The sequence below is a fragment of the Anaerobutyricum soehngenii genome (assembly GCF_009697165.1).
Lineage (GTDB): Bacteria > Bacillota > Clostridia > Lachnospirales > Lachnospiraceae > Anaerobutyricum > Anaerobutyricum soehngenii.
Genome location: NZ_VULP01000005.1, coordinates 1 through 26,289 on the forward strand (window position 1 = coordinate 1; position 26,289 = coordinate 26,289).

General features: G+C 38.1%; 39 protein-coding genes. 1 reads left to right on the forward strand and 38 read right to left on the reverse strand.

The genetic code is table 11. From position 1 onward, the window contains the following. Window positions 1–455: 455 nt before the first annotated feature. From secY to yfcE, 26 genes are all read right to left on the reverse strand, one after another. On the reverse strand, window positions 456–1,769 hold the full coding sequence (gene secY / locus FYJ25_RS03810) for a preprotein translocase subunit SecY (RefSeq protein WP_096241124.1): 1,314 nt from the start codon (window positions 1,767–1,769) through the stop codon (window positions 456–458). Continuing rightward, window positions 1,769–2,212, reverse strand: a complete 444-nt coding sequence (rplO, locus tag FYJ25_RS03815; protein WP_005347555.1) for a 50S ribosomal protein L15 — start codon at window positions 2,210–2,212, stop codon at window positions 1,769–1,771. The genes secY and rplO overlap by 1 nt, the downstream gene beginning before the upstream one ends. 24 nt (window positions 2,213–2,236) lie before the next feature. Continuing rightward, a complete protein-coding gene (gene rpmD / locus FYJ25_RS03820) occupies window positions 2,237–2,419 on the reverse strand; it encodes a 50S ribosomal protein L30 (protein WP_005347554.1) in 183 nt (60 codons plus the stop codon). Between the two features lie 15 nt (window positions 2,420–2,434). Beyond that, on the reverse strand, window positions 2,435–2,938 hold the full coding sequence (gene rpsE, locus FYJ25_RS03825) for a 30S ribosomal protein S5 (RefSeq protein WP_021907837.1): 504 nt from the start codon (window positions 2,936–2,938) through the stop codon (window positions 2,435–2,437). Between the two features lie 16 nt (window positions 2,939–2,954). Next, the gene (gene rplR, locus FYJ25_RS03830) at window positions 2,955–3,323 is read right to left on the reverse strand and encodes a 50S ribosomal protein L18 (RefSeq protein ID WP_005347549.1); all 369 of its coding nucleotides are present in this window, start codon (window positions 3,321–3,323) and stop codon (window positions 2,955–2,957) included. A 16-nt stretch (window positions 3,324–3,339) separates the two neighbouring features. Beyond that, window positions 3,340–3,882: a 50S ribosomal protein L6 gene (gene rplF / locus FYJ25_RS03835; RefSeq protein WP_154580584.1), complete on the reverse strand. Its 543-nt coding sequence runs from the start codon at window positions 3,880–3,882 to the stop codon at window positions 3,340–3,342. Window positions 3,883–3,981: 99 nt separating this feature from the next. Beyond that, on the reverse strand, window positions 3,982–4,383 hold the full coding sequence (gene rpsH, locus FYJ25_RS03840) for a 30S ribosomal protein S8 (RefSeq protein ID WP_154580585.1): 402 nt from the start codon (window positions 4,381–4,383) through the stop codon (window positions 3,982–3,984). Window positions 4,384–4,409: 26 nt separating this feature from the next. Then, window positions 4,410–4,595 (reverse strand): type Z 30S ribosomal protein S14, encoded by a 186-nt coding sequence (locus FYJ25_RS03845; RefSeq protein ID WP_021907835.1) that lies wholly within the window; start codon window positions 4,593–4,595, stop codon window positions 4,410–4,412. Window positions 4,596–4,610: 15 nt separating this feature from the next. After that, the gene (rplE, locus tag FYJ25_RS03850; RefSeq protein ID WP_021907834.1) at window positions 4,611–5,150 is read right to left on the reverse strand and encodes a 50S ribosomal protein L5; all 540 of its coding nucleotides are present in this window, start codon (window positions 5,148–5,150) and stop codon (window positions 4,611–4,613) included. A gap of 24 nt (window positions 5,151–5,174) precedes the next feature. After that, entirely contained in the window at window positions 5,175–5,483 is a 309-nt protein-coding gene (rplX, locus tag FYJ25_RS03855; RefSeq protein WP_005347539.1) for a 50S ribosomal protein L24, read from the reverse strand. Between the two features lie 13 nt (window positions 5,484–5,496). Next, window positions 5,497–5,865, reverse strand: a complete 369-nt coding sequence (gene rplN / locus FYJ25_RS03860) for a 50S ribosomal protein L14 (RefSeq protein ID WP_005347537.1) — start codon at window positions 5,863–5,865, stop codon at window positions 5,497–5,499. Between the two features lie 22 nt (window positions 5,866–5,887). Beyond that, window positions 5,888–6,091 carry a 30S ribosomal protein S17 gene (rpsQ, locus tag FYJ25_RS03865; protein WP_154580640.1) on the reverse strand — a complete coding sequence of 68 codons (204 nt, stop codon included), beginning with the start codon at window positions 6,089–6,091 and terminating at the stop codon, window positions 5,888–5,890. A gap of 71 nt (window positions 6,092–6,162) precedes the next feature. Then, on the reverse strand, window positions 6,163–6,369 hold the full coding sequence (rpmC, locus tag FYJ25_RS03870; RefSeq protein ID WP_021907833.1) for a 50S ribosomal protein L29: 207 nt from the start codon (window positions 6,367–6,369) through the stop codon (window positions 6,163–6,165). Further along, window positions 6,356–6,796, reverse strand: a complete 441-nt coding sequence (gene rplP / locus FYJ25_RS03875; protein ID WP_021907832.1) for a 50S ribosomal protein L16 — start codon at window positions 6,794–6,796, stop codon at window positions 6,356–6,358. The genes rpmC and rplP overlap by 14 nt, the downstream gene beginning before the upstream one ends. Further along, the gene (gene rpsC / locus FYJ25_RS03880; protein ID WP_021907831.1) at window positions 6,796–7,458 is read right to left on the reverse strand and encodes a 30S ribosomal protein S3; all 663 of its coding nucleotides are present in this window, start codon (window positions 7,456–7,458) and stop codon (window positions 6,796–6,798) included. The genes rplP and rpsC overlap by 1 nt, the downstream gene beginning before the upstream one ends. A gap of 11 nt (window positions 7,459–7,469) precedes the next feature. Continuing rightward, window positions 7,470–7,856, reverse strand: a complete 387-nt coding sequence (rplV, locus tag FYJ25_RS03885) for a 50S ribosomal protein L22 (RefSeq protein ID WP_021907830.1) — start codon at window positions 7,854–7,856, stop codon at window positions 7,470–7,472. Window positions 7,857–7,883: 27 nt separating this feature from the next. Continuing rightward, window positions 7,884–8,165: a 30S ribosomal protein S19 gene (gene rpsS / locus FYJ25_RS03890; RefSeq protein ID WP_005347529.1), complete on the reverse strand. Its 282-nt coding sequence runs from the start codon at window positions 8,163–8,165 to the stop codon at window positions 7,884–7,886. Between the two features lie 15 nt (window positions 8,166–8,180). Next, window positions 8,181–9,023 (reverse strand): 50S ribosomal protein L2, encoded by an 843-nt coding sequence (gene rplB, locus FYJ25_RS03895; RefSeq protein WP_147608911.1) that lies wholly within the window; start codon window positions 9,021–9,023, stop codon window positions 8,181–8,183. A gap of 74 nt (window positions 9,024–9,097) precedes the next feature. Then, window positions 9,098–9,397: a 50S ribosomal protein L23 gene (gene rplW / locus FYJ25_RS03900; RefSeq protein WP_096241127.1), complete on the reverse strand. Its 300-nt coding sequence runs from the start codon at window positions 9,395–9,397 to the stop codon at window positions 9,098–9,100. Next, the gene (gene rplD / locus FYJ25_RS03905; protein ID WP_021907828.1) at window positions 9,397–10,017 is read right to left on the reverse strand and encodes a 50S ribosomal protein L4; all 621 of its coding nucleotides are present in this window, start codon (window positions 10,015–10,017) and stop codon (window positions 9,397–9,399) included. Before rplD ends, rplW begins: the two co-directional genes overlap by 1 nt. Window positions 10,018–10,042: 25 nt before the next feature. Then, window positions 10,043–10,672 (reverse strand): 50S ribosomal protein L3, encoded by a 630-nt coding sequence (gene rplC / locus FYJ25_RS03910; RefSeq protein ID WP_096241128.1) that lies wholly within the window; start codon window positions 10,670–10,672, stop codon window positions 10,043–10,045. Window positions 10,673–10,806: 134 nt separating this feature from the next. Continuing rightward, window positions 10,807–11,124 carry a 30S ribosomal protein S10 gene (gene rpsJ, locus FYJ25_RS03915; protein WP_005347514.1) on the reverse strand — a complete coding sequence of 106 codons (318 nt, stop codon included), beginning with the start codon at window positions 11,122–11,124 and terminating at the stop codon, window positions 10,807–10,809. 429 nt (window positions 11,125–11,553) lie between these two features. Continuing rightward, complete coding sequence (locus tag FYJ25_RS03920; RefSeq protein ID WP_154580586.1) at window positions 11,554–12,753, reverse strand: FAD:protein FMN transferase; 1,200 nt, start codon at window positions 12,751–12,753, stop codon at window positions 11,554–11,556. Between the two features lies 1 nt (window position 12,754). Further along, window positions 12,755–13,240, reverse strand: coding sequence for a HEPN domain-containing protein (locus FYJ25_RS03925; RefSeq protein ID WP_154580587.1), 486 nt, complete (start codon window positions 13,238–13,240; stop codon window positions 12,755–12,757). After that, window positions 13,228–13,671 (reverse strand): nucleotidyltransferase domain-containing protein, encoded by a 444-nt coding sequence (locus FYJ25_RS03930; RefSeq protein WP_154580588.1) that lies wholly within the window; start codon window positions 13,669–13,671, stop codon window positions 13,228–13,230. The genes FYJ25_RS03925 and FYJ25_RS03930 overlap by 13 nt, the downstream gene beginning before the upstream one ends. 43 nt (window positions 13,672–13,714) lie before the next feature. Further along, complete coding sequence (yfcE, locus tag FYJ25_RS03935; protein ID WP_154580589.1) at window positions 13,715–14,308, reverse strand: phosphodiesterase; 594 nt, start codon at window positions 14,306–14,308, stop codon at window positions 13,715–13,717. A gap of 487 nt (window positions 14,309–14,795) precedes the next feature. Between yfcE and FYJ25_RS03940 the strand changes: the two genes are divergently transcribed. Next, a complete protein-coding gene (locus FYJ25_RS03940) occupies window positions 14,796–15,326 on the forward strand; it encodes an Rpn family recombination-promoting nuclease/putative transposase (protein ID WP_243145678.1) in 531 nt (176 codons plus the stop codon). 458 nt (window positions 15,327–15,784) lie between these two features. Here the strand turns inward: FYJ25_RS03940 and FYJ25_RS03945 are convergent, their stop codons facing one another. From FYJ25_RS03945 to FYJ25_RS04000, 12 genes are all read right to left on the reverse strand, one after another. After that, the gene (locus tag FYJ25_RS03945; RefSeq protein ID WP_154580590.1) at window positions 15,785–16,501 is read right to left on the reverse strand and encodes a hypothetical protein; all 717 of its coding nucleotides are present in this window, start codon (window positions 16,499–16,501) and stop codon (window positions 15,785–15,787) included. A gap of 463 nt (window positions 16,502–16,964) precedes the next feature. Beyond that, window positions 16,965–17,387 carry an ATP synthase F1 subunit epsilon gene (gene atpC, locus FYJ25_RS03950; RefSeq protein ID WP_154580591.1) on the reverse strand — a complete coding sequence of 141 codons (423 nt, stop codon included), beginning with the start codon at window positions 17,385–17,387 and terminating at the stop codon, window positions 16,965–16,967. A gap of 11 nt (window positions 17,388–17,398) precedes the next feature. Beyond that, window positions 17,399–18,796, reverse strand: a complete 1,398-nt coding sequence (gene atpD / locus FYJ25_RS03955) for a F0F1 ATP synthase subunit beta (RefSeq protein WP_005347489.1) — start codon at window positions 18,794–18,796, stop codon at window positions 17,399–17,401. Window positions 18,797–18,827: 31 nt separating this feature from the next. Beyond that, on the reverse strand, window positions 18,828–19,718 hold the full coding sequence (gene atpG, locus FYJ25_RS03960; protein ID WP_154580592.1) for an ATP synthase F1 subunit gamma: 891 nt from the start codon (window positions 19,716–19,718) through the stop codon (window positions 18,828–18,830). 15 nt (window positions 19,719–19,733) lie between these two features. Further along, window positions 19,734–21,245, reverse strand: a complete 1,512-nt coding sequence (atpA, locus tag FYJ25_RS03965) for a F0F1 ATP synthase subunit alpha (RefSeq protein ID WP_408608958.1) — start codon at window positions 21,243–21,245, stop codon at window positions 19,734–19,736. After that, window positions 21,242–21,760 (reverse strand): ATP synthase F1 subunit delta, encoded by a 519-nt coding sequence (atpH, locus tag FYJ25_RS03970; RefSeq protein WP_096241141.1) that lies wholly within the window; start codon window positions 21,758–21,760, stop codon window positions 21,242–21,244. Before atpH ends, atpA begins: the two co-directional genes overlap by 4 nt. Then, on the reverse strand, window positions 21,738–22,190 hold the full coding sequence (gene atpF, locus FYJ25_RS03975; protein WP_021907809.1) for a F0F1 ATP synthase subunit B: 453 nt from the start codon (window positions 22,188–22,190) through the stop codon (window positions 21,738–21,740). Before atpF ends, atpH begins: the two co-directional genes overlap by 23 nt. Before the next feature lie 43 nt (window positions 22,191–22,233). After that, complete coding sequence (gene atpE, locus FYJ25_RS03980; RefSeq protein WP_005347476.1) at window positions 22,234–22,464, reverse strand: ATP synthase F0 subunit C; 231 nt, start codon at window positions 22,462–22,464, stop codon at window positions 22,234–22,236. 47 nt (window positions 22,465–22,511) lie between these two features. Next, window positions 22,512–23,198: a F0F1 ATP synthase subunit A gene (locus FYJ25_RS03985; RefSeq protein WP_096241142.1), complete on the reverse strand. Its 687-nt coding sequence runs from the start codon at window positions 23,196–23,198 to the stop codon at window positions 22,512–22,514. A 304-nt stretch (window positions 23,199–23,502) separates the two neighbouring features. Beyond that, window positions 23,503–24,405 carry a LysR family transcriptional regulator gene (locus FYJ25_RS03990; protein ID WP_096241143.1) on the reverse strand — a complete coding sequence of 301 codons (903 nt, stop codon included), beginning with the start codon at window positions 24,403–24,405 and terminating at the stop codon, window positions 23,503–23,505. 419 nt (window positions 24,406–24,824) lie between these two features. Beyond that, a complete protein-coding gene (locus tag FYJ25_RS03995; protein ID WP_154580593.1) occupies window positions 24,825–25,331 on the reverse strand; it encodes a Gx transporter family protein in 507 nt (168 codons plus the stop codon). 14 nt (window positions 25,332–25,345) lie between these two features. Beyond that, window positions 25,346–26,209 carry a class I SAM-dependent methyltransferase gene (locus FYJ25_RS04000; RefSeq protein ID WP_154580594.1) on the reverse strand — a complete coding sequence of 288 codons (864 nt, stop codon included), beginning with the start codon at window positions 26,207–26,209 and terminating at the stop codon, window positions 25,346–25,348. Window positions 26,210–26,289 lie beyond the last annotated feature (80 nt).

Genomic DNA, 26,289 nt, shown 5'->3' on the forward strand with positions numbered 1-26,289 from the left:
AGAGCATTGTTTTGGTGTGCCGTCAAGGGTGGCGTACGCTGCCGAAAGCTAACATATCTGCAATTTTCAAGGTTCCGATGGAGCCTTTTTTTCAGCTCCATTTTTTCATAGGCTACTTTACACTACCTTCTCCTTTCTCATCTTGACTAGACGTTTGCAAAAACACTCATATCCATATACATACAGCAATTTTTTTGGCTATGGGTATTTCGTAATTACCTATTCTTCTTAAAATATCAACATTGATTTAATATTGTATTAAAGACAAATAATCTAACTTATTATATACTAATCTACATATAAAAAAAAGCCCGTTTTACTAATTCATAAAATTAATAAAAAGGGCTTTTTATTGTTATATTATAACGTTAGGGTCAAAAGGTATTCTGTCCCTAACTTGATGTCATGAATTATTCCGTAGCTAACGCTACTTCCGTAATTCTTACATCTACATATTATTCTGTTAAAAATCCGGTATACTGACGTACTAATGTCTGGGATTCAATCTGTTTCATTGTCTCTAATACTACACCAGCGATAATGATGATAGATGTTCCTCCAAAGGAGACATTCGCGCCGAAGAATCCGTTAAAGAAAATCGGAATTACTGCAACGATACAAAGACCAATCGCACCGATAAAAATAATATAAGTTAAAATTGAATTTAAATAATCAACGGTTGCTTTACCAGGACGTACACCTGGAATATAACCACCCTGTTTCTTCATATTATTAGATATTTCTAAAGGATTAAAAGTAATCGATGTATAGAAATATGCAAATACTACGTTAAGAAGCAGGTAAATGATTAAACCAATTGACCAGTTCCAATGATCTGGATTACACCAGTTAGACTGATTTAACGCGTTGAAAATAAATCCAGCAGTTCCTTTTGGATTAGCTCCAACGAGCTGCTTGATTACCAGTGGGAACTGTAACAGGGAAGATGAAAAGATAATTGGCATTACGTTTGCTGTATTTACTTTTACAGGTAATGTTGATCCTAATCCTCCAAGCTGGCTTCCACCCTGGATTTTTCTTGAATACTGCACAGGAATTCTTCTCTCTGCATCATTTAAAACAATTGTAAAAATAATTGTTCCAAGAATAACAAGGAAAATGATTACTCCGGCAATAATTACATTGCTAATCTGTTTACCTTCCATAAATTTCTGGTACAGATTAAATAAATCACTTGGCATACGGGAAACAATGTTACAAAGAAGGATAATGGAAATACCATTTCCTACACCTTTATCTGTAATCTGTTCACCGAGCCACATAACAAAGACGGAACCTGCTGTTAAACAGACAATCATCTCTATTACGATCAGCGGACCATAGTTTGACAAAAGTCCCTGTTTTCCAAAGCCAATTGCCAAACCAGCACTTTCAAGAACGGAAAGTGCAAGCGTAACAAATCTTGTAATATTGTTAATCTTTTTACGTCCATCCTCGCCATCACGATACAGCTCTTCCAATGCCGGAATGGCAATGGTAAGAAGCTGAATGATGATGGATGCTGTGATGTATGGTGTTACGTTTAACGCGAACAGTGACATAGATTCAAATGATCCGCCAGTAAAGGAATTCAAAAGGTTGAAAGAATCTCCTAACAATGAGTTTAAATACTGGCTGATTGTATCAGTGTCAATTCCCGGTATTGGAAGCTGACTGCCCAATCGGCAGATAACTAAAACTACTAATGTAAATAGGAGTCTCTTTCTAATATCCTTCACTTTCAGAGCATTTCTGAGAGTTTCGAACATTAAATCACCTCAGCTTTTCCGCCAGCAGCTTCAATCTTAGCTACAGCACTCTTAGAGAATGCGTTAACCTGAACTGTAAGCTTCTTGCTTAATTCTCCGTTTCCAAGAATTTTAACACCATCAAAGGTATTTTTTACTAAACCACTTTCAATTAAAGTGTCGATTGTTACAACGCTATCTGCTTCGAATCTTTCAAGTTCGGAAACATTGATTGCGATGATTTTCTTTGAGTTGATGCAAGTGAAGCCTCTCTTAGGAAGTCTTCTGTATAAAGGCATCTGTCCACCTTCAAAACCTACACGAACTTTTCCGCCAGAACGAGATTTCTGACCTTTCTGTCCTCTGCCTGCAGTCTTTCCGTTTCCTGAACCATGTCCACGACCTACACGGAAAGCATCGCTGTGTTTGGAACCTGCAGCAGGATGTAAATTAGATAAATTCATTTACGGGTACCTCCTTATCTGCAATTAAATTTCTTCAACTTTTACCAAGTGTCTAACATGCCAAATCATTCCGCGTACAGCATCGTTGTCAGGCATTTCAACTGTTTTGTTGACTTTTTTAAGTCCTAATGCTTCTACAGTTGCTCTCTGTTTAGGAATAGCACCGATAGGAGACTTAACTAATGTGATTTTTAATTTATCTGCCATCTTTCTTTCCTCCTTTTACAGTTCGTCAACTGATTTGCCACGAAGTCTTGCAACTTCTTCTGGAGTCTTGATTTCTTTAAGACCAGCGATTGTAGCAAGTACTACGTTCTGTTTGTTGTTAGATCCTAATGCTTTGGAACGGATATTCTTATATCCTGCAAGTTCAAGAACCGCACGAGAAGGACCTCCGGCGATGATACCGGTACCTTCTGGAGATGCTTTTAATAAAACTTCTGCACTTCCAAATTTTCCAATGAAATCATGTGGGATGGAACCTACTTCATTTACAGGAACCTTAACCAGTTTCTTCATAGCGTCTTCTTTTCCCTTACGGATAGCTTCAGGAATTTCAATCGCTTTACCTAAACCAGCTCCAACATGACCGTTTTTATCACCAACTACTACTAAAGCAGCGAAACGCATATTACGTCCACCTTTTACTACCTTAGTAACACGTTTGATTGATACTACTGTTTCTTCTAATTCTAATTGACTAGCATCAATTAATTCGCGCTTCATGTTATATCCTCCTTGTTTAGAAATTAAGACCAGCTTCACGGGCTGCATCTGCCAGTGCCTGAATCTTACCCTGGTAAATGAAACCTCCTCTGTCGAAGACAACTGTTGTGATACCTTTTTCAATTGCTCTCTTAGCAATTACTGTTCCTAAATGGGCTGCTGCTGCAACGTCATTCGTTTTTTCAAGCTCTGCCTTAACTTCTTTCTGTACTGTAGAAGCTGAAACGAGAGTTTTTCCAACGGTATCATCAATAATCTGAGCATACATATGATTGTTGCTTCTGAATACGGCTAAACGTGGAGTAGAAGCAGTTCCGCTGATGCGGTTACGAAGTCTTCTATGTTTTTTAGCACGAACTTCACTTCTTGATTTTTTATTAATCATTCTTACTTCCTCCTAATTATTTCTTACCTGTCTTGCCGACTTTACGTCTGATTACTTCATCAGCATACTTGATACCTTTTCCCTTGTAAGGTTCTGGTTTTCTCTTTTCTCTGATTTCAGCTGCGTACTGTCCAACTTTCTGTTTGTCGATTCCCTTAATAGTAATCTTGTTCTGTCCTTCTAATACAGACTCAAGACCTTCTGGGTCTTCTATTTCTACAGGATGAGAATATCCAAGAGAAAGAATAAGTTTCTTGCCCTGTTTCTGAGCTCTGTAACCAACACCGTTGATTTCAAGAACTTTTTCGTATCCCTTTGTAACACCTGTTACCATATTTGCAACCAGAGTTCTTGTAAGACCATGTAAAGATTTCATTTTCTTTAAATCGTTAGGTCTTGTAACAACTACCTGATTATTTTCAACTTTAATGTCCATCTCTACAGGAAGACTCTCTGTGAGTGTTCCTTTAGGACCCTTTACAGTCACAACGTTGTTCTCTGCAACAGTAATTTCAACACCTGCAGGAATTTCAACTGGTAATCTACCAATTCGTGACATATCGCACCTCCTTAAATTGTCGGAAAAGACTGCGTCTTTTCTGTTTTCAGTAGTATAAAATATCTATAATATCAGATGTAAAGTAGTTCTGTTGAAGAACTACCATACAAATGCTAATACCTCTCCACCTACGTTCATAGAACGAGCTTCTTTGTCTGTAACAACACCTTTATTTGTGGAAATAATTGCTACGCCTAAACCACCAAGTACTCTTGGCATGTTCTCAACGTCTGCGTATACTCGAAGTCCTGGTTTAGAGATTCTCTTTAATCCAGAAATAATTCTTTCATTCTTATCAGCACCGTATTTTAATGCAATACGGATTGTTTTGAATGCACCATCCTCGATGATGTCATAACCTTTGATGTATCCTTCTTTTAAAAGGATATCAGCGATGGAAATTTTCATTTTAGATGCAGGAACATCTACTGTATCGTGTTTTGCAGTATTTGCATTACGAATTCTAGTAAGCATATCTGCAATTGGATCGCTCATTGTCATTATTAGCTGCCTCCTTCCTAATATTTCTACCAGCTTGCTTTTTTAACTCCAGGAATCTGACCTTTATATGCTAATTCACGGAAGCAGATTCTGCAGATTCCGTATTTTCTTAAATAAGCATGTGGGCGGCCACAAATTTTGCAACGAGAATATTCTCTAGATGAGAATTTCTGATTACGCTGCTGTTTAACTTTCATTGCTTTCTTAGCCATTAGAAATCCTCCTAACTATTTTGCGTACGGCATTCCAAATAAAGTAAGTAATTCACGAGCTTCTTCATCAGTATGAGCTGTTGTAACGAAGATAACATCCATACCTCTAACTTTGTCTACCTGATCGTACTCGATTTCAGGGAAGATTAACTGCTCTTTAATACCAAGAGCGTAGTTTCCTCTTCCGTCAAATGCGTTAGGGTTAACACCTCTAAAGTCACGTACACGTGGTAAAGCAAGGTTAATAAGACGATCAGCGAATTCGTACATCTTATCGCCTCTTAAAGTTACTTTACATCCGATAGGCATTCCTTCTCTTAACTTGAAGTTAGCAACGGATTTCTTTGCTTTACAAACTACAGCTTTCTGACCTGTGATCTTTTCCATATCACCGATTGCAGAATCTAATAATTTATGATTTTCTTTTGCATCACCAACACCCATGTTTACAACGATCTTAACGAGCTTTGGAATCTGCATTTCATTTTTATAGCCAAATTTTTTCATCATGGCAGCCTTAATCTGGCTGTCATACTGTTCTTTCAGTCTACTCAACTTCGGTCAGCCTCCTCTCTTGAATTAGTCGATTACTTCGCCAGTTGATTTTGCGAAACGTACTTTCTTTCCATCTACAAATTTGAAACCAACTCTTGTAGGCTGTCCATTGTGGAGCAGCATAACGTTAGATACGTCGATTGCTGCTTCTTCCTGAACAATACCACCAGCCTGATTCTGCATGCTTGGTTTTGTATGTTTTGTAGCCATGTTGATGCCTTCTACAACAACTTTATGATTCTTAGCGTCAACGGAAAGAACTTTTCCTTCTTTATCAATATCTTTACCGGCAATAACTTTTACCATGTCATTTCTTTTAATTTTCTGAGCCACAGTAGTTACCTCCTTATAATACTTCCGGTGCTAAGGAAACAATCTTCATGAATTTCTTCTCACGAAGTTCTCTAGCAACTGGTCCAAAAATACGGGTTCCTCTTGGATTCAGGTCATCTTTGATGATAACTGCAGCATTTTCGTCAAATTTGATGTAAGAACCATCTTTACGACGAGCGCCTTTTTTGGTACGTACAACTACGGCTTTTACTACGTCACCTTTTTTTACAACACCGCCTGGTGTTGCATCTTTAACTGTAGCAACGATAGTATCACCGATATTAGCATATCTTCTTGTTGAGCCACCCATAACACGGATACAAAGAAGTTCTTTTGCTCCAGTATTATCAGCAACTTTAAGTCTAGATTCCTGTTGGATCATACTATATCTCCTTCCGTGCTAACTATTTAGCCTTCTCAACGATTTCAACAAGTCTCCATCTTTTATCTTTAGATAAAGGTCTTGTTTCCATTACTTTTACTCTGTCACCAATTCTACACTCATTGTTTTCATCATGAGCTTTTAATTTATAAGTTCTTTTTACGATCTTGTTATATAAAGGATGTTTTACGTTGTCTGTTACGCTTACAACGATTGTTTTATCCATTTTATCGCTTGTTACGAGACCTACACGAGTTTTTCTAAGGTTTCTTTCCACAACAAATTCCTCCTTCCCGATTACTCAGCACTATTCTGTTCAGCAATGATTCCCTGGATTCTGGCAATATTTCTTCTGACTTCTTTAATTCTGCTGGTGTTATCTAACTGATTTGTTGCGTTCTGGAATCTCAAATTAAATAATTCCTTTTTAGCAGCTACTAATTCTTCATTAAGTTCTGCGATGGATTTTGCTCTTAAATCTTCTACATACTTAGTTGTTTTCACTGTTATCACCGCCTTCTAAATCTGCACGAGATACGATTTTACATTTTACTGGCAATTTATGCATTGCAAGACGTAAAGCTTCTCTCGCTGTTTCTTCAGGTACTCCAGCAACTTCGAACATTACACGACCTGGTTTAACTACTGCTACCCAATATTCCAGTGAACCTTTACCAGAACCCATACGAGTTTCTGCAGGCTTTGCTGTAACCGGTTTATCTGGGAAAATTTTGATCCAAACTTTACCACCACGCTTCATATAACGAGTCATGGCTACACGGGCTGCTTCAATCTGGTTGGATTTAATCCAACATGGATCACAAGCTACCAGTCCGAAATCACCATAAGTGATAGTTGTTCCTCTTGTAGCTTTTCCAGCCATGGAACCACGGAACTGTTTACGACGTTTTACTCTTTTAGGCATTAACATTATTTATCGCTCCCTTCCTTAGTTTCCTTTGTAGGAAGTACTTCACCATGGTATACCCAAACTTTTACACCAACTTTTCCGTAAGTTGTGTTAGCTTCAGCGAAACCATAATCAATATTTGCTCTAAGTGTCTGCAGTGGAATTGTTCCCTCGCTGTAGAACTCTGTACGGGCCATATCTGCTCCACCTAAACGTCCGGAACAAGATGTCTTAATACCTAATGCACCGTTTCTCATAGTTCTCTGCATACAGGATTTCATTGCACGACGGAAGGAAATACGATTCTCTAACTGCTGTGCGATGTTCTCAGCTACTAACTGAGCATCTTTATCTACATCAAATCTCTTAACTTCTTTGATTTCGATGATGAGTTTCTTTCCTGTAAGCTTTTCAAGCTCTTTCTTTAACTCATCGATTGCAGAACCGCCACGTCCAATAACGATACCCGGTTTTGCTGTATGAATAATGATCTTTACACGATCGGAAGCACGTTCGATTTCTGTTCTAGAAATTCCTGCGCTGTATAAACGTTTTTTAATATATTTTCTGATTTTATCATCTTCAACAAGATTATCTGCGAAATCTTTTTCTGCATACCATCTTGAATCCCAATCCTTGATGATTCCGACTCTTAAACCATGAGGATTAACTTTCTGTCCCATTGTAAACCTCCTTATCTTTCATCCAGAACAACAGTAATATGGCACTGTCTCTTTTCGATTCTGTAAGCACGGCCCTGTGCTCTAGGCTGTATTCTCTTCATTGTAGGTCCTTTATCTGCGTAACACTCTGCTACATAAAGGTTCTCTCTATTCATGCCATTATTGTTCTCTGCGTTTGCAATGGCAGATTTTAATAACTTTCCAATGATTTCTGAAGCGTATCTTGGATTATATTCTAAAATTCCTAAAGCTGTTTCAACATCTTTACCTCTGATGGCATCAAGTACGAAACATGCTTTTGTTACAGAACATCTAGCGTAAGAAAGCTTAGCAGATGGTCTGGTATCTTTATTTGCATTTCTCTCTCTTTTAATCTGGGATCTATGTCCTTTTGCCATGGATGAACCCTCCTTTCAGGCTGTTATCTATCTAACTTTACTCTTCTTTTCGTCTTTTCCATGTCCTCTGTATGTTCTGGTTGCAACGAATTCTCCTAATTTATGTCCAACCATATCTTCTGTAACATATACAGGTACATGTCTTCTTCCATCATGAACTGCGAAGGTATGACCTACGAAGGATGGGAAGATAGTAGAACGGCGGGACCATGTTTTAATAACACTCTTGTCGCCGGACTGATTCATCGCATCTACTTTTTTTAATAAACTTGCATCAGCAAATGGTCCTTTTTTTAATGAACGAGCCATGAGTTACCTCCTTAATTATTTAACGTTCTTTCCGTCTCTTGTTCTTACAATCAATTTGTTAGACTGCTTGTTTTTCTTTCTGGTCTTTAAGCCGAGTGCCGGTTTACCCCATGGAGTACATGGACCTGGACGACCGATACTAGCTTTACCTTCTCCACCACCATGTGGATGGTCGTTAGGGTTCATAACAGAACCACGAACTGTAGGACGGATTCCCATGTGACGTTTACGTCCTGCTTTACCAATGTTGATCAGGTCATGTTCAATGTTTCCAACCTGGCCGATTGTAGCACGACAGTTCAGAGGAACCATTCTCATTTCTCCGGATGGAAGTCTTAATGTTGCATATTTTCCTTCCTTAGCCATAAGCTGTGCGGAGTTACCAGCGGAACGAACTAACTGAGCTCCTTTTCCAGGATGCATCTCGATGTTGTGAATTTCTGTACCAACTGGGATGTTCTCAAGTGGAAGGCAGTTTCCAATATGAATTTCAGCGTCTGGACCGTTCATGATTGTTGTGCCAACCTCTAATTTATTAGGTGCAATAATGTAGGACTTCTGTCCATCTACGTAACAGATTAAAGCAATGTTTGCTGTTCTGTTTGGATCGTACTCGATAGCAACAACTTTTGCTGGAATACCATCTTTATTTCTCTTGAAATCGATTAATCTATATTTCTTCTTAGCACCGCCGCCACGATGTCTAACTGTGATTTTACCCTGGTTGTTACGGCCGGAATTCTTCTTTAAAGAATAAGTGAGAGATTTCTCAGGACTTTTCTTTGTGATCTCTGAAAAATCAGATCCGGTCATATGTCTTCTGGAAGGTGTATATGGGTTATAAGTTTTGATTCCCATTACTTTCACTCCTTTCGTTTCCGAATATTTGATATCACGCTTTTATGCGTATAATTTCCTGTTATCTTTAAATCTTACAGACCTTCAAAAATCTGAATATCAGCGCTATCCTGTGTTAACTGAACAATGGCTTTTTTCTTGGCAGCAGTTCTTCCGTAAACCATGCCTCTTCTTTTCTTTTTACCTTTTAAGTTCATTGTGTTAACTTTAGCAACTTTAGCACCCTCGAACATTCTCTCAACTGCTTCTTTAACCTGAGTCTTAGTTGCATCTGGATTTACGTAAAATGTGTATTTCTTTTCGCCCATAGCAGTCATACTTTTTTCAGTAACGACTGGCTTTAAGATGACGTCATAATATTTTAAATCTGCCATTATGCGTATACCTCCTCGATTGCTGCAACTGCCTCGCTTGTAACAACAACTGTATCGTATTTAAGAATATCGTATACGTTGATGTTGTTTAATGCAGTAGTTGCTACTTTAGGTAAGTTGTTAGCTGACTTAACCACAACATCGTCTTTTTCTTTTGTTACGATTAAAGCCTTCTCAACTTTGAGATTATCTAAAACTGCTTTGATCTGTTTTGTTTTAATCTCAGCTAATTTTAACTCATCTAATACGATGAATTTGCTCTCATTAACTTTAGATGTTAAAACAGATTTCATTGCGAGCTGTTTTTCTTTCTTATTCATCTTTACGGAATAATCTCTTGGTGTTGGAGCAAATACAACTCCGCCGCCTGTCCACTGTGGAGCACGGATAGATCCCTGTCTTGCATGACCTGTTCCTTTCTGTCTCCATGGTTTTCTTCCGCCGCCTCTTACTTCAGAACGTGTTTTAGCTTTCTGAGTACCCTGGCGTTTATTTGCAAGCTGTGCTACAACAGCCTGATGTACTAAATGTTCATTCACAGGCACTGCAAAGATAGAATCGCTTAATTCGATTGTACCAACCTGAGCACCTTCCATATTATAAACAGATACTGATGCCATTTGTAAGTCCTCCTTCCTTAAGCGCCTACGCTTTAACTGCTGCTTTTAATGTTACTAAAGACTTCTTAGGTCCTGGAACGGATCCTTTTACTAAAATAACATTATTTTCTGCATCTATTTTAACTACTTCAAGATTCTGGATAGTGATCTGTACATGTCCCATCTGTCCAGGCATCTTCTTGCCTTTCATTACCTTGGATGGGTCAGATGCCATACCGTTTGATCCTGCATGACGATGGTATTTAGAACCATGTGTCTTAGGACCCGTATGCTGTCCATGTCTCTTGATAGCTCCCTGAAAACCTTTACCTTTTGAAATAGCAGTTGCATCAACTTTATCACCAGCTTCAAAAATATCAACTGTGATTTTCTGACCTAATTCGTAATTCTCTGCATCGTCTAATTTAAATTCTTTGACGAATCTCTTAACAGATACTCCTGCTTTTTCGAAATGTCCTTTCATTGGCTTTGTGGATAACTTTTCTCTCATATCCTGGAAGCCAACCTGTACGGCACTGTAGCCGTCATTCTCAACTGTTTTAACCTGTGTTACTTCACAAGGTCCAGCCTGTAATACTGTAACCGGAATTAATTCACCATCTTCTGCGAAGATCTGAGTCATACCGATCTTTGTTGCTAAAATAGCCTTCTTCATTTCGTCTTCCTCCTAATTTTCTACAGCGGATTGCTTCAAACATCTGATGCAATCATTCTAGTCTACAGCGGATTACCCTCTCAAAATGTCTTACGTTACCGTCTGGATAATCATACTAGCTATAGGACATAAAATTATTTCTGTTTCATCTTGATGTCGATGTAAACACCTGCTGGCATTTCGAGTCTTGATAATGCATCAACTGTCTTCTGTGTTGGTGTAATGATATCAATTAATCTCTTATGTGTTCTCTGCTCGAACTGCTCTCTGGAATCTTTGTATTTGTGAACCGCTCTAAGAATTGTAACTACCTCTTTCTTAGTTGGCATCGGTACTGGACCGCTCACCTTAGATCCTGTTTTCTTTACAGTTTCGATAATGCTCTTTGCGGATGCATCGATTAACTGATGATCATACGCCTTCAACGTGATTCTCATAATTTGACTTGCCATAAAAAAAGTCGCCTCCTTTTCGCACTTAATCTAGTACGACAAGCGGTGACTGTACACTCCTCCGTGTGTATCATCTAAGATACCACACTGCGTCTCTACGCTGAATTTGTAGATTGTAATTATTGTACAGTGACTTGTCGCCAGTTTCTAAACTTGACATTCGCTCCACGGAAAACCTGCAATGGATTTTTCCATCACAGCAACCTCTCGCTTCATCGCTATCATGTCACACAACGCTTTTTATTATACACGATTTTCCCGAGAAATCAAGTACTTTTTTAAAAAACTTTTGAAGTTATATCAAGAAGTTTTTTGTGCAGATTGACGAAAGAATTATTTTTATCATAGAGACAAAACTTCATGATATGCGGGAATCATGAAGTTTCGTTCTAAATACCCTGGGGACAATCCCATCTGTTTTGATTTTCTCTATTGTTTATATTCTTTATTCAGTATAGTAAATTTATCTTTGAGTCCTTTTGTAACAGTAACTTTTTTATTCTGGTCGATGAAGATGCCTTCGGCTCCGTAGGTTTCTAAAAGTTTTTGGCCTTTTTCTTTGCCGAGGACAAAACAGGCTGTAGATAGACCATCGGAGAGCAAGCCGCTATCGCTTACGATTGTTACGGAAATCAATCCGCTGTCTGCCGGATATCCAGTTGACGGATCAAGGATGTGATGATATCTTTTTCCATCCTGCATAAAATACTTTTCGTAATCTCCTGATGTGGAGACGTTGGTTGTGCCGGAGAGGGACAGGACGCCCATCGCTTCCCCGTCTTGTCCTCTTGGGTTTTGTACGGCAACGTTCCAATCGCTTCCATCTGCTTTACTTCCATATAAAAGGATGCTGCCTCCGACAGCGATAACTGCTCCACTTACTTCTTTTTGCTTTTTTAAATAATCCTGCACTACATCACAGGCAATCCCTTTTCCTACCGCTCCAAGATCAAGAGTGCATTTATCCCCTATATATATAGAAGAAACACTTTCATTTGTATTGGTATTTGTGCTTGTATCTTCGGATGTTTCTTTATTTTTAGCTGTATTATCTTTTATATCTTTATCTACGTTCTTTTTCGTATTCGCTGTATTCTGAGATTCTACTTTCTCCAGATGTATCTTAGTATACCCAGTATCTTCTAAAGTATTCTTTATTTCCTGTTTTGACGGAACTTTCTGGTTGTCCCCTTCTATGTTCCATAATCTTGTAAGTCTGCCGATTGTCGGGTCAAATGCTCCGTTACTTCGCTTTGCAAGTTCTAAAGAATCCTCTACCCATGAAGTCATATCAGAATCCAGTTTTGTCTTTATCCCTTTTTGTGCATCTGCATTAATCTTTGAAACAACGCTGTGATCCTCCCTCCAGGAAAGCTGATCTTTTTCAAGTTTATCAAGTTCTTCCTTTATATCTTGGGTAACATCTTTTGTTCCGTATATTTTTTCACTTAATACGGTACTCATGACGAAGTCAGTTTTGCTATATTCCTGAGGCGAGGAAGTTTCTATAGAAGCATCTGCTGTTGTTTGTTCGAATGCCGGTTTCATATTTCCCTTATCAGAAGAACAGGCTGTCATAGATAAGAGGAGGCAACCTGCCATAATAATAGATAAAATTTGTTTCTTCATATTAGATATCCCATTCCTCGTCTTCCACTATTGGAATATTCTCAGATATTAGTTCTTTCTCTTTATTTTTTTGCTTCTTTTTTCCATCTATACTCAACACTAGTTCTCTGCAAGCATCCAATCCTTCTTTACATATTTCTATGTCATCCTTACTTACAAAAAAAGAATTGTCTCCTGGATATCTTGCATTGAAATAATAGTCATTCAACGCATTAATATCACGTTTTACTCTCAATGGAATCTGAATACTCATTTCATTAGATAAATAATTCATCAACTGCGATAAATTATATGTTCGTAAAGTTCTCGTTCGCAAATCAAGTCTTTGCTCATCATGGTCATATTGGTCTATCAGGTGTTTTAAATACTTCTCGGCAGTATTCTGTGCATTCGCAGCCATATTATTGGCTACATATCCTGATTCATAACTATGCATAAAATATTTATAATCATTTTCTGCAAAATCTAAATAAGTCATACTGTCCATAATTCTAACCCCTCCTTTTTTATATTTGTATGGTATGTGCTATTTGATTTCAAAAAAATATTCCTATTTTCAAAGTGAATATCTATATCTATATCGTTAAACGAGCTGTTTTCTATACGAAACTTTCTACACTCTTCTGCCGTTAAATCATTATCGTTTAATACAATAAAAATATCCAAATCACTCATTCCATGTGCAGACCCTCTGGCAACACTTCCATAAAGATATACAGCAGATACTAATTTTTGATTATCCAATTCTTTAATCTTTCTTGCTATATGCCCTAACGCTTTCGCTTGCTTCTCATTCAGCTTAGTTAACACCTGATTATCTTTTACAATTTTAACTTCTCCTTTTTCATTGATTGCACCAAATAGTGAACGATGGAGTCTTCCATTTGCAAGATAAAGATATTGATCGGTTCTTTTCACAGCACACCTCCTGTCCTGTATTAATATCTCACATCTGATATTACTATCTATACTCCTCTCTGCAATACCCTCTTTCCGGCTTACTTCCTTTAAAATTAAGGTAAGTCTCACCGTCTAATGTCTTCCACCAGAACGCTCCAGTCTCCAGTATCATATAACTATGTTCCGAATTTTCCTTTGGAATAGATACGGAACCTGGATTCATGTAAGTATAACTTTCATGTACTCTGCATACTGGAACATGGGTATGCCCATGCAATAATATCAAACCCTCCTGTGTCTTTTCAAACATCGGCGGCAGCTTCTTTTCATTAAAATGATGACCATGAGTTGCAAAGATATTCAAATCTCCTTCTGTAATCATCACATAGTCTGCCATAATCGGAAATTCTAATACCATCTGGTCTACTTCCGCATCACAGTTTCCACGAACACAAAGAATCTTTTCTTTTATATTATTAAGCATCTCTATTACTTTTTTTGGTGCATATCCTTCTGGCAGGTCATTTCGTGGTCCATGATAGAGAATGTCCCCTAACAAAAGTAATTTATCTGCCTGTTCTCTTTTAAATGCCTTAAGCATCTTCTCGCAGTAAAATGCGGAACCATGTATATCTGATGCAATCATCCATTTCATTGTATTTTTCTCCCTGTTTTTTCTATCTGATTTTGCGAGGAAATCAAAATTCCAACTGTACTTTTTTGTATTATATACTCGATTTCATAACAGGTAAAGTCCTTTGCATTAAATAATAAGTTAGTCCAGGCAAAGCTGACGCTCTCCAAGAAAGAAGATATCCTATATTTGTGGCTCTATCACTGCGGGTTGAATATTCGCTTAATGGCTCACATTCAATCCTCGCTCTAAGGTCACAAATATAGGATATCTTCTTTCTTGGAGAGCTGGCATTGGCTGGAGGAAAAATTACTATTTAATCCCGGAGAAATTTGTTTTATTCCAAGTAAATATTACTGCGTCCACCGTATATTTTTTGTCAGATACTCAAAAAATGAAAGTGATCATTCTCCATTTGCGAAACTATACAAAAAAACATCTGTGAAAGGAAAATATTAGTAAATAAATAAGAAAAAGTATTTGCTATGAAGATATAGCATGAGCTATAATGAAAGATAACTTATCACAGGTTATTGTGAACATAGAAGCACAGAAAGCAGAACCATCGGCATATGATATAATAAATAGAGCAGTCTTCTATATTAGCAGAATGATTTCCTCACAGAAAGGCAGAGAGTTTATAAAGTCCAATTATAATGATATAAAACGAGTATATTCCATATGGCTTTGTATGAATATGTCTCAAAACTGTATGAATTATATTCACTTTACACAGGAAAGTGTAGTCGGTACTTATCAATGGAAAGGTGACATAGACCTTGCAAATATTGTTTTGATTGGTTTGGCAGAAGATCTTCCAGAAAAAGAAGAAAAATATGAACTTCATCGTTTACTTGGAGCATTATTATCTGCTAAACTGGATGTAAATACGAAATTAGATATTATAGGAAATGAATTTGATATTCCATTGGAAAGTGATATCAGAAAGGATGTAAATGATATGTGTAATCTGAGTCAGGGAATAAAAGAACAGGCATATGTGGAAGGTACTGAGAATGGAATCGCCATTGGAAAATAAGAAGGAATTGCCGAGACTATAATTAAGATGTACCGAAAAGGGTATAAACCAGCGCAGATAAGTGATTTATTAGATATGGAACTAGATGAGATACAGGAAATCATTGAGAATGAGTAAGCCAGTCCAATCTAATAAAAAAGAAACCGACATAACGCCGGCTTCTAAAGAGAGGAAAGTATGAAAAAATCTATCAAAAATCTGTTGTTGTTTTTGATGGTTTTATCATACTGTAGATTTGTGAACAGGTTGTGAGCAAAGAATGAAGATAATCTGACAAAACAGAAATCACTGACGTTTTTCTGTAAGAAATAAGAAATAGAATAAGTTAATAGTATTAAAAGTAGACCGCTAGGTTTGACAACTCATATCAAAATGAATGTCAAATCTAACGGTCTGTTTTATTTCTATGCTTTGAAGTATTAAGGTCTTGATAGTATTCTGTAAAATCACTATAAAAGCTATTTTTCCAGTAACCGTACTACATTTTCTGCTTCTTCATAACATGCTCCCTCTATAGCAATATCGTTCTCGGAATATTCTCCTAGTCCTGCTTTAATATGATACACATCCCCATCTGATGTGTAAGCCAGTGCTGTAAGATTGTAATCGTGGAACTCGTCTTGTCTTTTATCAAGTTTTTTAACTGCCTTTATAAACTGTTCTGTTTTCTTTGCAGAAAGCTGATATTCCTCATTATTGTATTTTACTATGATTCTCTCAATTTTATCAAAATCTGCCGTAGATAATACTCTATATCCAGTATGCTTCGTAATAAATTTTACAAGTTTCTTATTCGGCCCTATTCGATAATCTTCTCCTGAAGAATCGCAAAAATGTAATACGTCTCCTTTAAAAGTATTCAGCCACACATTCTGTACTTCTCCATGATTATTTTTATAGACAATACAGATTTTTGCATATTTTTCCTGCGTATTCTCTTTAACACCATAGTTACTGAGCGAATCGCCATCTTTTAAAATAGGACTTTCCTCAATCAAATCTATCAATTCAATAACCTCTTTTTTATTTAAAGATAGAAAAGTATCATTTGAGGCTTCTGTAGTAACACCTGTATCATTTACGGATGTAGAAACACTTTCCTCTTTTTTATTATGACAGGCTGATAAAATACACATTATTAAAATTATCGCAATACAACTATACCTTCTTTTCATTTTGCAACCACCCCTCTATGAATATCTAAAGTATCATCCTATTCAGTATTATATTTCTACAAGATCTATTTTTCTATATCCTGTCAAGAATTTTGTAAACTTTATTTTAAGAAGGAGTGGTTCTGTATAACCCAACATAACCAGAAATACTTTAAAATACACAGAAAATCGAACCCAACTCTCTACGCAGATGATTCGCTCAATACTTATAAATAGAAAAAGATTAAAAGCAAAAAAGAGGTTTTATGCCTTTGTGCTATGGAATTCTGACTCTGGAAACTTCGGACTGCTTTCTCCGAAGTTTCTGCTTTTTGAGGCAGAATGGAATGTTCAGCACAAGAGTATACAAACCTCTTTTTTGCTTTTAATCTTTTTCTCTTACATACCAACGAAGCGAATTGTCGCACCGATATATGAACTTTATTCGATTTTCGTCTGTCTTTCGTCAGCTTTCTAAAGCATCCTAAACATGTTTCTGTCTATGACCAACCCGAAGTCTCGCCATCGCACGGGAAAGGGAAGCCTGTATATGATAATACTCCTGAATACTCTGTTTCTGACGTATTTTTTCCAAAGCTCTCTCTTTTGCTTCCTGTGCTCTTGCAATGTCGATTTCTTCTGGGCGTTCCACGCTTTCTACGAGAAGGGTGACTCGGTTATTAATGATTTCGATGAAACCGATGCCGACTACGGCATACTGCCATTCGCTTTCCTCTTCTGGAAGGAAACGCATCTCTCCTTCATTGACAGCAATAACCATGTTTTCATGATGTGCCAGTACTTCTTTTTGTCCGTCATATCCCGGAACGATAATAGACTGGCATCTTCCTGTAAAAAATACACGATTGGCGGATATGATTTTTAAACTAAATGTATTTGAAGCCATATCTACCCCTCCTAGTTTGCTGCTTTCATTTCCTCAGCTTTTTTCTTTACGTCCTCGATTGTTCCGACGTTGAAGAATGCATTTTCCGGATATTCGTCCATTTCACCGTCAAGGATTGCCTTGAATCCACGAATAGTTTCTTTTACTGGTACATAAACACCTTTGATACCGGTAAAGTTCTCTGCTACATGGAATGGCTGGGAAAGGAATTTCTGAATCTTTCTTGCTCTGAATACGACTGTCTTATCTTCGTCAGATAATTCTTCCATACCAAGAATAGCGATAATATCCTGTAATTCTTTGTATTTCTGTAATGCTTCCTGTACTTTTCTGGCTACTTCGTAGTGTTCTTCTCCTACGATATCTGCCTCAAGGATACGGGATGAGGATTCAAGTGGGTCAACGGCAGGATAAATACCCTGTTCTACAATCTTTCTTGAAAGTACAGTTGTTGCATCTAAGTGAGCAAATGTTGTTGCAGGAGCCGGGTCAGTTAAGTCATCGGCTGGTACATATACGGCCTGTACACTTGTTACGGAACCGTTCTTTGTAGAAGCGATTCGCTCCTGTAATTCACCCATTTCTGTTGCTAATGTTGGCTGATAACCAACGGCGGAAGGCATACGTCCAAGTAAGGCGGATACCTCGGAACCTGCCTGTGTAAAACGGAAAATGTTATCAATGAATAATAACACGTCCTGTTTCTTTTCATCTCTGAAATATTCTGCCATAGTCAGTCCGGTTTCTGCTACTCTCATACGAGCTCCCGGGGGTTCATTCATCTGTCCAAATACTAAGGCTGTCTTCGCAAGAACTCCGGATTCTCCCATTTCTGTCCAAAGGTCATTACCCTCTCTGGAACGCTCTCCTACACCGGTAAAGATAGAATATCCACCATGTTCTGTTGCGATATTACTGATCAATTCCTGAATCAGTACGGTCTTACCTACACCGGCACCACCGAACAGACCAATCTTACCACCTTTTGCATATGGCGCAAGAAGGTCGATAACTTTAATTCCAGTTTCAAGAATTTCTACTGCCGGGTTCTGTTCTTCGAATGTCGGAGGTTCTCTGTGAATTACCATCTTTGGAGCATCTTTAATTGGTTCCCCATCATCAATCGTTTCACCGAGTACGTTAAAGAGACGGCCTAATGTTTTCTCTCCAACAGGTACTTTGATACCGCTTCCCTCAGCAGTAACTTCCATATCTCTGTGAAGACCTTCGCTGGCTGCCAGCATAATACATCTTACAACATGATTACCGATATGCTGTGCAACTTCCATCACACATTTTTTATCTCCATTTTGTACTTCGAGAGCATCTCTGATTGCAGGCAATTCTTGATTTTCAAATTCAACATCGACTACAGGTCCAAGAACCTGAATAATTTTTCCTGTTTTCATCAAAAAAGCCTCCTTATATTATTTCCGCTTTTTATTTCTTCTTTTTCTTCTGCGACTTCGCGCCGGCTATTACTTCGGTAATCTCCTGCGTGATCGCAGCCTGTCTGGCTCTGTTATATTCAATATCCAGTTCCTTTAACATTTGTTTCGCACTGTTTGTCGCACCTTCCATCGCCATCATTCTGGCATTTTGCTCACAGGAAAATGCTTCTACTAATGCACCATACACAAAACCTACTACATAGTTTGGAACGATGTGGTCCATAACCTCTTCAGCAGAAGGTTTTAATGAAAGTCCCTCTAATGGGATATCAATCGGAACCGGAATCTTAAAGTCTGCTTTTTTCAGCGGCAGGAGCTGTGCAACCTGTGCCTCCTCCTGCATTGCATTTACCATAGTTGTATATATAATGTAAAGTTCATCAAGTTCATTTGTATGGTAAAGCTTTAATAAATCCTCAGCAATTCTTCTAGCACGGCTTAAGGATGGATCCTGAACAACAAAATGGAACTGCTTATCAATATTAATTCCTTTCTGTTCAAAGTAATGCCGGCCTAACTCACCGAGAACAAACAGTTTATAATCGTCTCTTTTTGCAAGTTCTTCTTCTGCAATTTTTAAAATATTATGATTATAAGAACCAGCCAGTCCCTTATCTGCTGTAATGACGATATAGCCGGCTTTTCTTTTTCTTTCCGGAATCTCTGCATTTGTCTTAAAATAAATACTGTTCACGTCCGGAAGATGTCTTAAGATTCGGCTCATTTCAGACTGAAGGGTATAGAAATACGGCTCTGTGTCCGCTAACATTTTTTTTGATTTTTTCAGTTTGGAGGAAGAAATCATATACATTGCATTTGTAATCTTCAATGTATCTTTGATGCTTCGCATCCTGTCCTGAATTTCTTTTGCACTTGCCATACCAACACCTGCCTGTTATTTATCAGTGTATTCCTTTGCTGCTTCTATGATCTTTTTAACCATTTCGTCAGATAAATCTTTCTTTTCTTCGATTTCTTTTCCGATTTCCGGATGTTTGAGATCAAGATAAGAAAGAATATCTTTCTGATATTTCTTTACTTCTTTTGGCATAACGATATCAAAGATACCATTATTTGCGAGACATAACGTAATAACCTGTTCATGTAAGGATAACGGATGACATAATGGCTGCTTTAACAGTTCCATAATAGCACGACCATGTGCTAACTGTGCCTTTGTTGCATCATCAAGATCTGATGAGAACTGAGTAAATACTTCCATCTCTCGATACTGTGCCAGGTCAATACGAATACTTCCGCATGCCTTCTTCATTGCTTTTGTCTGTGCTGCTCCACCTACACGAGATACGGATAAACCAACGTTTACCGCCGGACGCATACCTTCGAAGAACAGATTACTCTCTAAGAAAATCTGTCCGTCTGTAATAGAAATTACGTTTGTAGGAATGTAGGCAGATACATCACCTGCCTGTGTCTCAATGATTGGAAGTGCTGTAATAGAACCTCCTCCCAGTTTATCACTAAGACGACTGGAACGCTCTAACAGTCTGGAATGTAAGTAGAATACATCTCCAGGATAAGCCTCACGTCCCGGTGAACGCTCTAACAAAAGAGATATTGCACGATATGCTACCGCATGTTTTGATAAATCATCATATACGATCAGCACATCTTTTCCCTGATGCATAAAATATTCTGCTAATGCGGTACCTGCATATGGTGCAATGTACTGCAGAGATGCAGGTTCACTGGCTGTAGAGGATAATACGATAGAATAATCCATTGCATCGTATTTTTCTAAAGTATTTACAATCTTAGCAACACTAGATGCCTTCTGTCCGATTGCAACGTAAATACAGATAACTCCTTTTCCTTTCTGGTTAAGGATCGTATCTGTTGCAATAGAAGTTTTACCTGTCTGACGGTCACCGATGATCAACTCACGCTGTCCACGTCCGATAGGGAACATAGAATCGATAGAAAGAATACCTGTTTCCATTGGAGTATTTACAGACTTTCTATCAATGATTCCAGGTGCTTCTTCTTCAATCGGGCGATAGCCATCTGCTTTAATCTCGGCACCGCCGTCAATCGGCTCACCTAAAGCATTGATTACTCTTCCGATATACTCATCACCTACAGGAATACCTGCTTTTTTCTTTGTTCTAACTACTTTTGTTCCTTCTTTGATTCCGGTATCACGTCCAAAAAGGATTACACCAATCTCATTCTGACGGATATCCTGAACCATTCCTTTTACTCCATTATCAAAAACAACAACCTCACCGTACATCGCATGGTCAATACCGTAAACCGTAACGATTCCGTCACCTACATATATGACCGTACCTGTCTCTTCACTTGTGTTGTCCACATCAAAATTTTCGATTTCACTCTGTATAATAGAGATTATATCTTCTGCACTGATTGCGCCCACAAGATTCACCTCCCTGTTAATTTTCTTTCTAACCGTCTGAGTTTTCCTTCATAACTGTGGTCGTACTCTTCATAGCCAACATGAACGACATAGCCGCCAAGAAGGGAAGCATCTGTCTTTTCTGAAAGAACGATTTTTTCTTTCGGATAAATGCTTTCTAACTGCTTTAAAATGGATGCTTTTTCTTTCTTTGTCTCCTCATCTGCGTAAATAACCTCCGCATGGAGAATGTGATTCCTTTCATCCCAGTATTTATAATAGCAGTTAAAAATATCTGTAATCTGCCCGATCTCACCAATCCGGCACATCATCTTCATAAAATTTCCAAGAAGATTCGGCAATCCACTCTGTCTTACGATTTTATCAAGCACTGCCTCTTTCGCTTCCTCGGAAACAACTGGATTTGTCAGTGTTTCAAGAAGGAAAGGGGCCTTCTTGAAAATTTTATGGGCTTGTTCCACATCACTTCTTAAAACATTCAGCCGGTATAATACTTTCGCATTATTTACTGCCTTCTGCGTCATGGGCCTCACCTGTCTCTATAATCTTTCTTGCGGCGATAAGTGCAAGCTTCGCAATCTCACCCTGCACTTCCTGCTGTGCCTGTTTCTGTTCTTTTTCGATATCTGCTTTTGCTTTCTCAATCATTCTATCTGTCTTAGCCTGCGTCTCAAGTATCGCATTCTCATGCTCTTCTTTTGCCTGATCTCTTGCTGCAAGAATGATCTGATCTGCTTTTACATTTGCCTGCTCTAATTTTTGTTCATAATCAGCTTTTAACGCAAGAGCATCATCCTGTGTCTTTTTCGCAGAATCAAACTGTCCCTGAATCAATTCTTCTCTCTGATGAATCACATTCATAACCGGCTTGTATAAGAACTTTCGAAAAATCGCATATAATACAAGAAGATTTATTACAATCATTACCATATTCCATGGATCTATATTAAGCATATTCTTCGTCCGCCTTTCTTTTTCCTAATGTTTATATATTCTATTATTTAAGGAAAAGGATGATTAATAACGCGATAACGAAACCGTAAATAGCTGTTGCCTCTGCTAACGCACAACCAAGTAATAATGCTTTACTGATCTTACTTTCTGCTTCCGGCTGTCTAGCGATCGCATCTGTTGCGGCTGCGGTAGCTTTACCGATACCGATACCTGCTCCAATACCTGTTAATACTGCAACTCCTGCTCCAATTGCTACAAATAATGCTGATGACATAATTACAACACTCCTTTTCTTTTCTCTTTAAATTTTTTGTTGTTTTCTTATTCTGTCGCTTCCTTAATAAACAACGATGTAAGGAATACAAATACGTAGGCCTGAATCAAACCATCAAAAATATCAAAGTAACAGCTAAACACTGCCGGTAGTACTGCCGGAACGATTAACTTTAATAATTCCATGATAACGAAAGAACCAAGTACGTTACCAAAAAGTCGCATGCACAGAGATAATGGTTTAATAAAAATCTCCATAATATTGATCGGCAAGATAATTGGAATTGGTTCCGCAAAGCTCTTTACCCATCCTTTTGCTCCTTTTTGTCTGATGCCGGCTACTTCAATTAAGACAATACTCATAAATGCTAATGCCGCCGTCACGTTCATGTCCTTTGTCGGTGGTTTAAAACCAAGCAGTCCGATAAGATTGGCAATACCGATGTAGAGGGTCACTGTCATAAGATATGGAATATATTCCGCTCCATGTTCTCCCAGTGTGTCCTTGAAGAAATTGTGTCCGCCGCTTACGATTGTTTCCAGTATGATCTGTCCACGACCTGGATTTTCTACGCTTAAATTTCTGGTTAACGCTATACAAAGTACCAGAATGACCGCCATGATGATCCATGTTACTACTACAGATTCTTTAACCGGGATTCCTCCGAGTACCGGAATCGTAAAGACAGTGTCGCAATTCAACTCTTTCATCAGTTCATTGACCAGAGCATCCATCTGCCACACTCCTTCCTGATTCTTATATTGGTGAACATACTCTTTGCAACCCTATTTAATAGGAAGAAATTGTTCGCCCTGAACCATTGCTACACATTCTACCCCTCTTTTTGTTATCGTGGAAATGTTTTATTTTTTTACCCATCATGTAATTTTTACATAGTACAAAGATTTCTCATATAAATACTGTTTTTTTATTCAATTTAACAAAACGATTTGTATGAATATGAGAAATCTTTTCAGAAAGCAGTCGGAATTGCTAAAGAATATTTAAGAAAAAAAGAAAATATATTTACAAATTGTCTTACAATTTCGTTTCAATATAATTATTTATGAATTGTTTTAATGCATTTGCCGCGATACTAAGCGGTGTTCTTTTTGATTCTACCAGACAGATCTGTCTTTGAGGAATCTTCTCTATAAGGGGTACTTTTATTATTTTCCCATCTTCTAAGGCTTCTATACCTACATTTTCTGGTAAAAAACCTACTCCAAGATCATAGACAACCATCGGAAGAATCTGATGAATTGTTCCGGCTTCAATATCTGGATTTAACTTTAAACCATATCTTTGATAAAAATTACTGAAAAACTCATATGACTTTGTTCCTCTCCCAAGACAAATGAGTGGATAATCCTGCATCTTTGAAAGATGTATCGGCTTCTCACATAATTCTTTATGCGAGCTGCTCACTACCATTACATCTGAAAAATCCATCAAAGACGTAGATTTTAATGTAGCAGGGATATCGGCCGGTGTAGATACTACTGCCAGATCAACCAGACCATCTTTTACTTCCTGAATCGTCTCCGGCGTAGAATGATTGGAAAGGCGGATGCGGATACCCGGATATGCTTTTCGAAAGTCTGCCATTACCTGTAAGATCAGCAAATGTAATGCGATCTCACTTACACCAACGGTTATAATTCCACTCTGCAGACTTTTATCATTCGCCAGTTCTAATTCTGCCAGTTGAAAATGCTGATATGCAATTGTTACATGCTTGTATAGCTTTTCCCCTTCTCTTGTAAGTGTTACCCCTCTATTTGAACGAATAAACAAACGACAGCCAAGCTGATTCTCCAGATTATTCATAAAATGCGTAATATTTGGCTGGTTGCTCATCAGAATCTCTGCCGCCTTTGAAAAGCTCTTATATTTAGCCGCATAATAGAATATGCGATAGTAATCGTATGTAATTTCCATTTGTGTTTCCTCCTTTATCTCGTCATTCAACAGACGAAACTAAGCTAATAGATATATGACAGCTGTTCTGTATCACTGCGTTCATAATGCTCGCCCGCATTATGAACTTGCTCCAAAGTCACATCTGCCATATATCTATTAGCTTAGTTTCTGTTTTCGAAAATGCCAGAGAGAATAAAAATTCGGTATTGCTCAAAAGTGGCAATATTCCATATTCGATTTCTATCTCTGAAGAAAAAAGGGGATTTGTACTTTCATCTACTATTCTCCAGTATTTCTATAAACAGAAAACTCTAAACATCTTATCTTGGCAGATGCGGCTTCGGAGCAAGTGCTGGATGTGAGCGCGAAAGCGAACATTCAACACGCAGCGACTATAGAGCAGCTGTCAAAATAAGATGTTTAGAGTTTTCGTCAGCTTATAGAAAATGCTGCTTGATTATCGGATTTAATCTCTTTGTTAATATCCCGCTTAAGATTCCGATTAAGATTCCCGCTGCAAGTCCTGAAAGAATTAAAATCGGCAGATAATATGCTAATGCCTTTGTTTCTAATACAAGCATGGCGACTATAATCTGGCCTACATTATGAAAAATGCCTCCTGCTACGCTCACTCCTACAGAAGAAAACTTCTTTGTTTTCTTCAAAAGTGCCATAACAAGCATACTCATCGCCGCTCCTGCCGCACTGTATACCATTGCGAATCCGCTTCCAAAGAGGAACCCGGATAATAGGATTCTAAGTGCGGAAATAAGGCAGGCTGCCGGTACTCCTGCTATATAAAGAAGAAGCATTGTAACGATGTTGGCAAGTCCCAGCTTCACTCCCGGAACTCCAAGATTAACAGGTATAAGCTGTTCAATATATCCGGCTACTAAGGCAAGTGCAAGAAACATTCCATAAAAAGCTGTCTTTTTGGCACTCATATGCTATCTCCCATCTATTCCTTTTCCCATCGTCCGGAAGCACCGCATGGAAGAACAAGTCCGCTTGCACTAACAGGAAGACCGACCTCGTCTGCACTAACTTTGCCGCCATGCTTTTTAGCAATGGCACTTCCTAACATATAAGAAAGAACCGCAGGCTGTAATCCTGTTGTATAAGAATTAATTAAAAAGAAGAGTGGATCTTTAGAAAGAAGCTTCTCACAAAGACATACTAAAGAATAAATCTTCTCTTCAATCTTCCAGATTTCTCCCTTCGGACCTCTTCCATAAGATGGTGGATCCATAATGATTCCATCATAATGATTGCCGCGACGAATCTCTCTTTCTACAAACTTCACACAATCATCTACAAGCCATCGAATTGGTGCATCTCCAAGACCGGATGCCACTGCGTTTTCTTTTGCCCATGTAACCATTCCTTTGGAGGCATCTACATGAGTGACAGAAGCACCTGCCGCTGCGGCTGCTAATGTCGCTCCACCTGTATAGGCAAATAAATTCAGTACCTTGACCGGACGGCCTGCTTTTTTAATCTTATCAGAAAACCAATCCCAGTTCACAGCCTGTTCTGGGAATAGCCCTGTATGTTTGAAACTAAATGGTTTCAAGTGAAAAGTAAGACTTCTGTAATGAATATCCCACTGTTTTGGAAGATTGAAAAACTCCCACTCTCCGCCACCTTTCTTACTTCTGTGATAATGTGCATTCAAATGCTTCCAATGCTTATCTTCCTTCTTTGTGTTCCAGATTACCTGAGGATCCGGACGAAGAAGGGTGTATTTACCCCAGCGCTCCAGCTTCTCGCCCTCGCTGCAATCTATTACTTCATATTCTTTCCAGTTATCTGCTAACCACATATTTTATCCTCACTTAATTTAAATCTAACTATGAAAATATTCTAATCGCTATAGTTTTCTCTGTCAATAGAAACGAAACT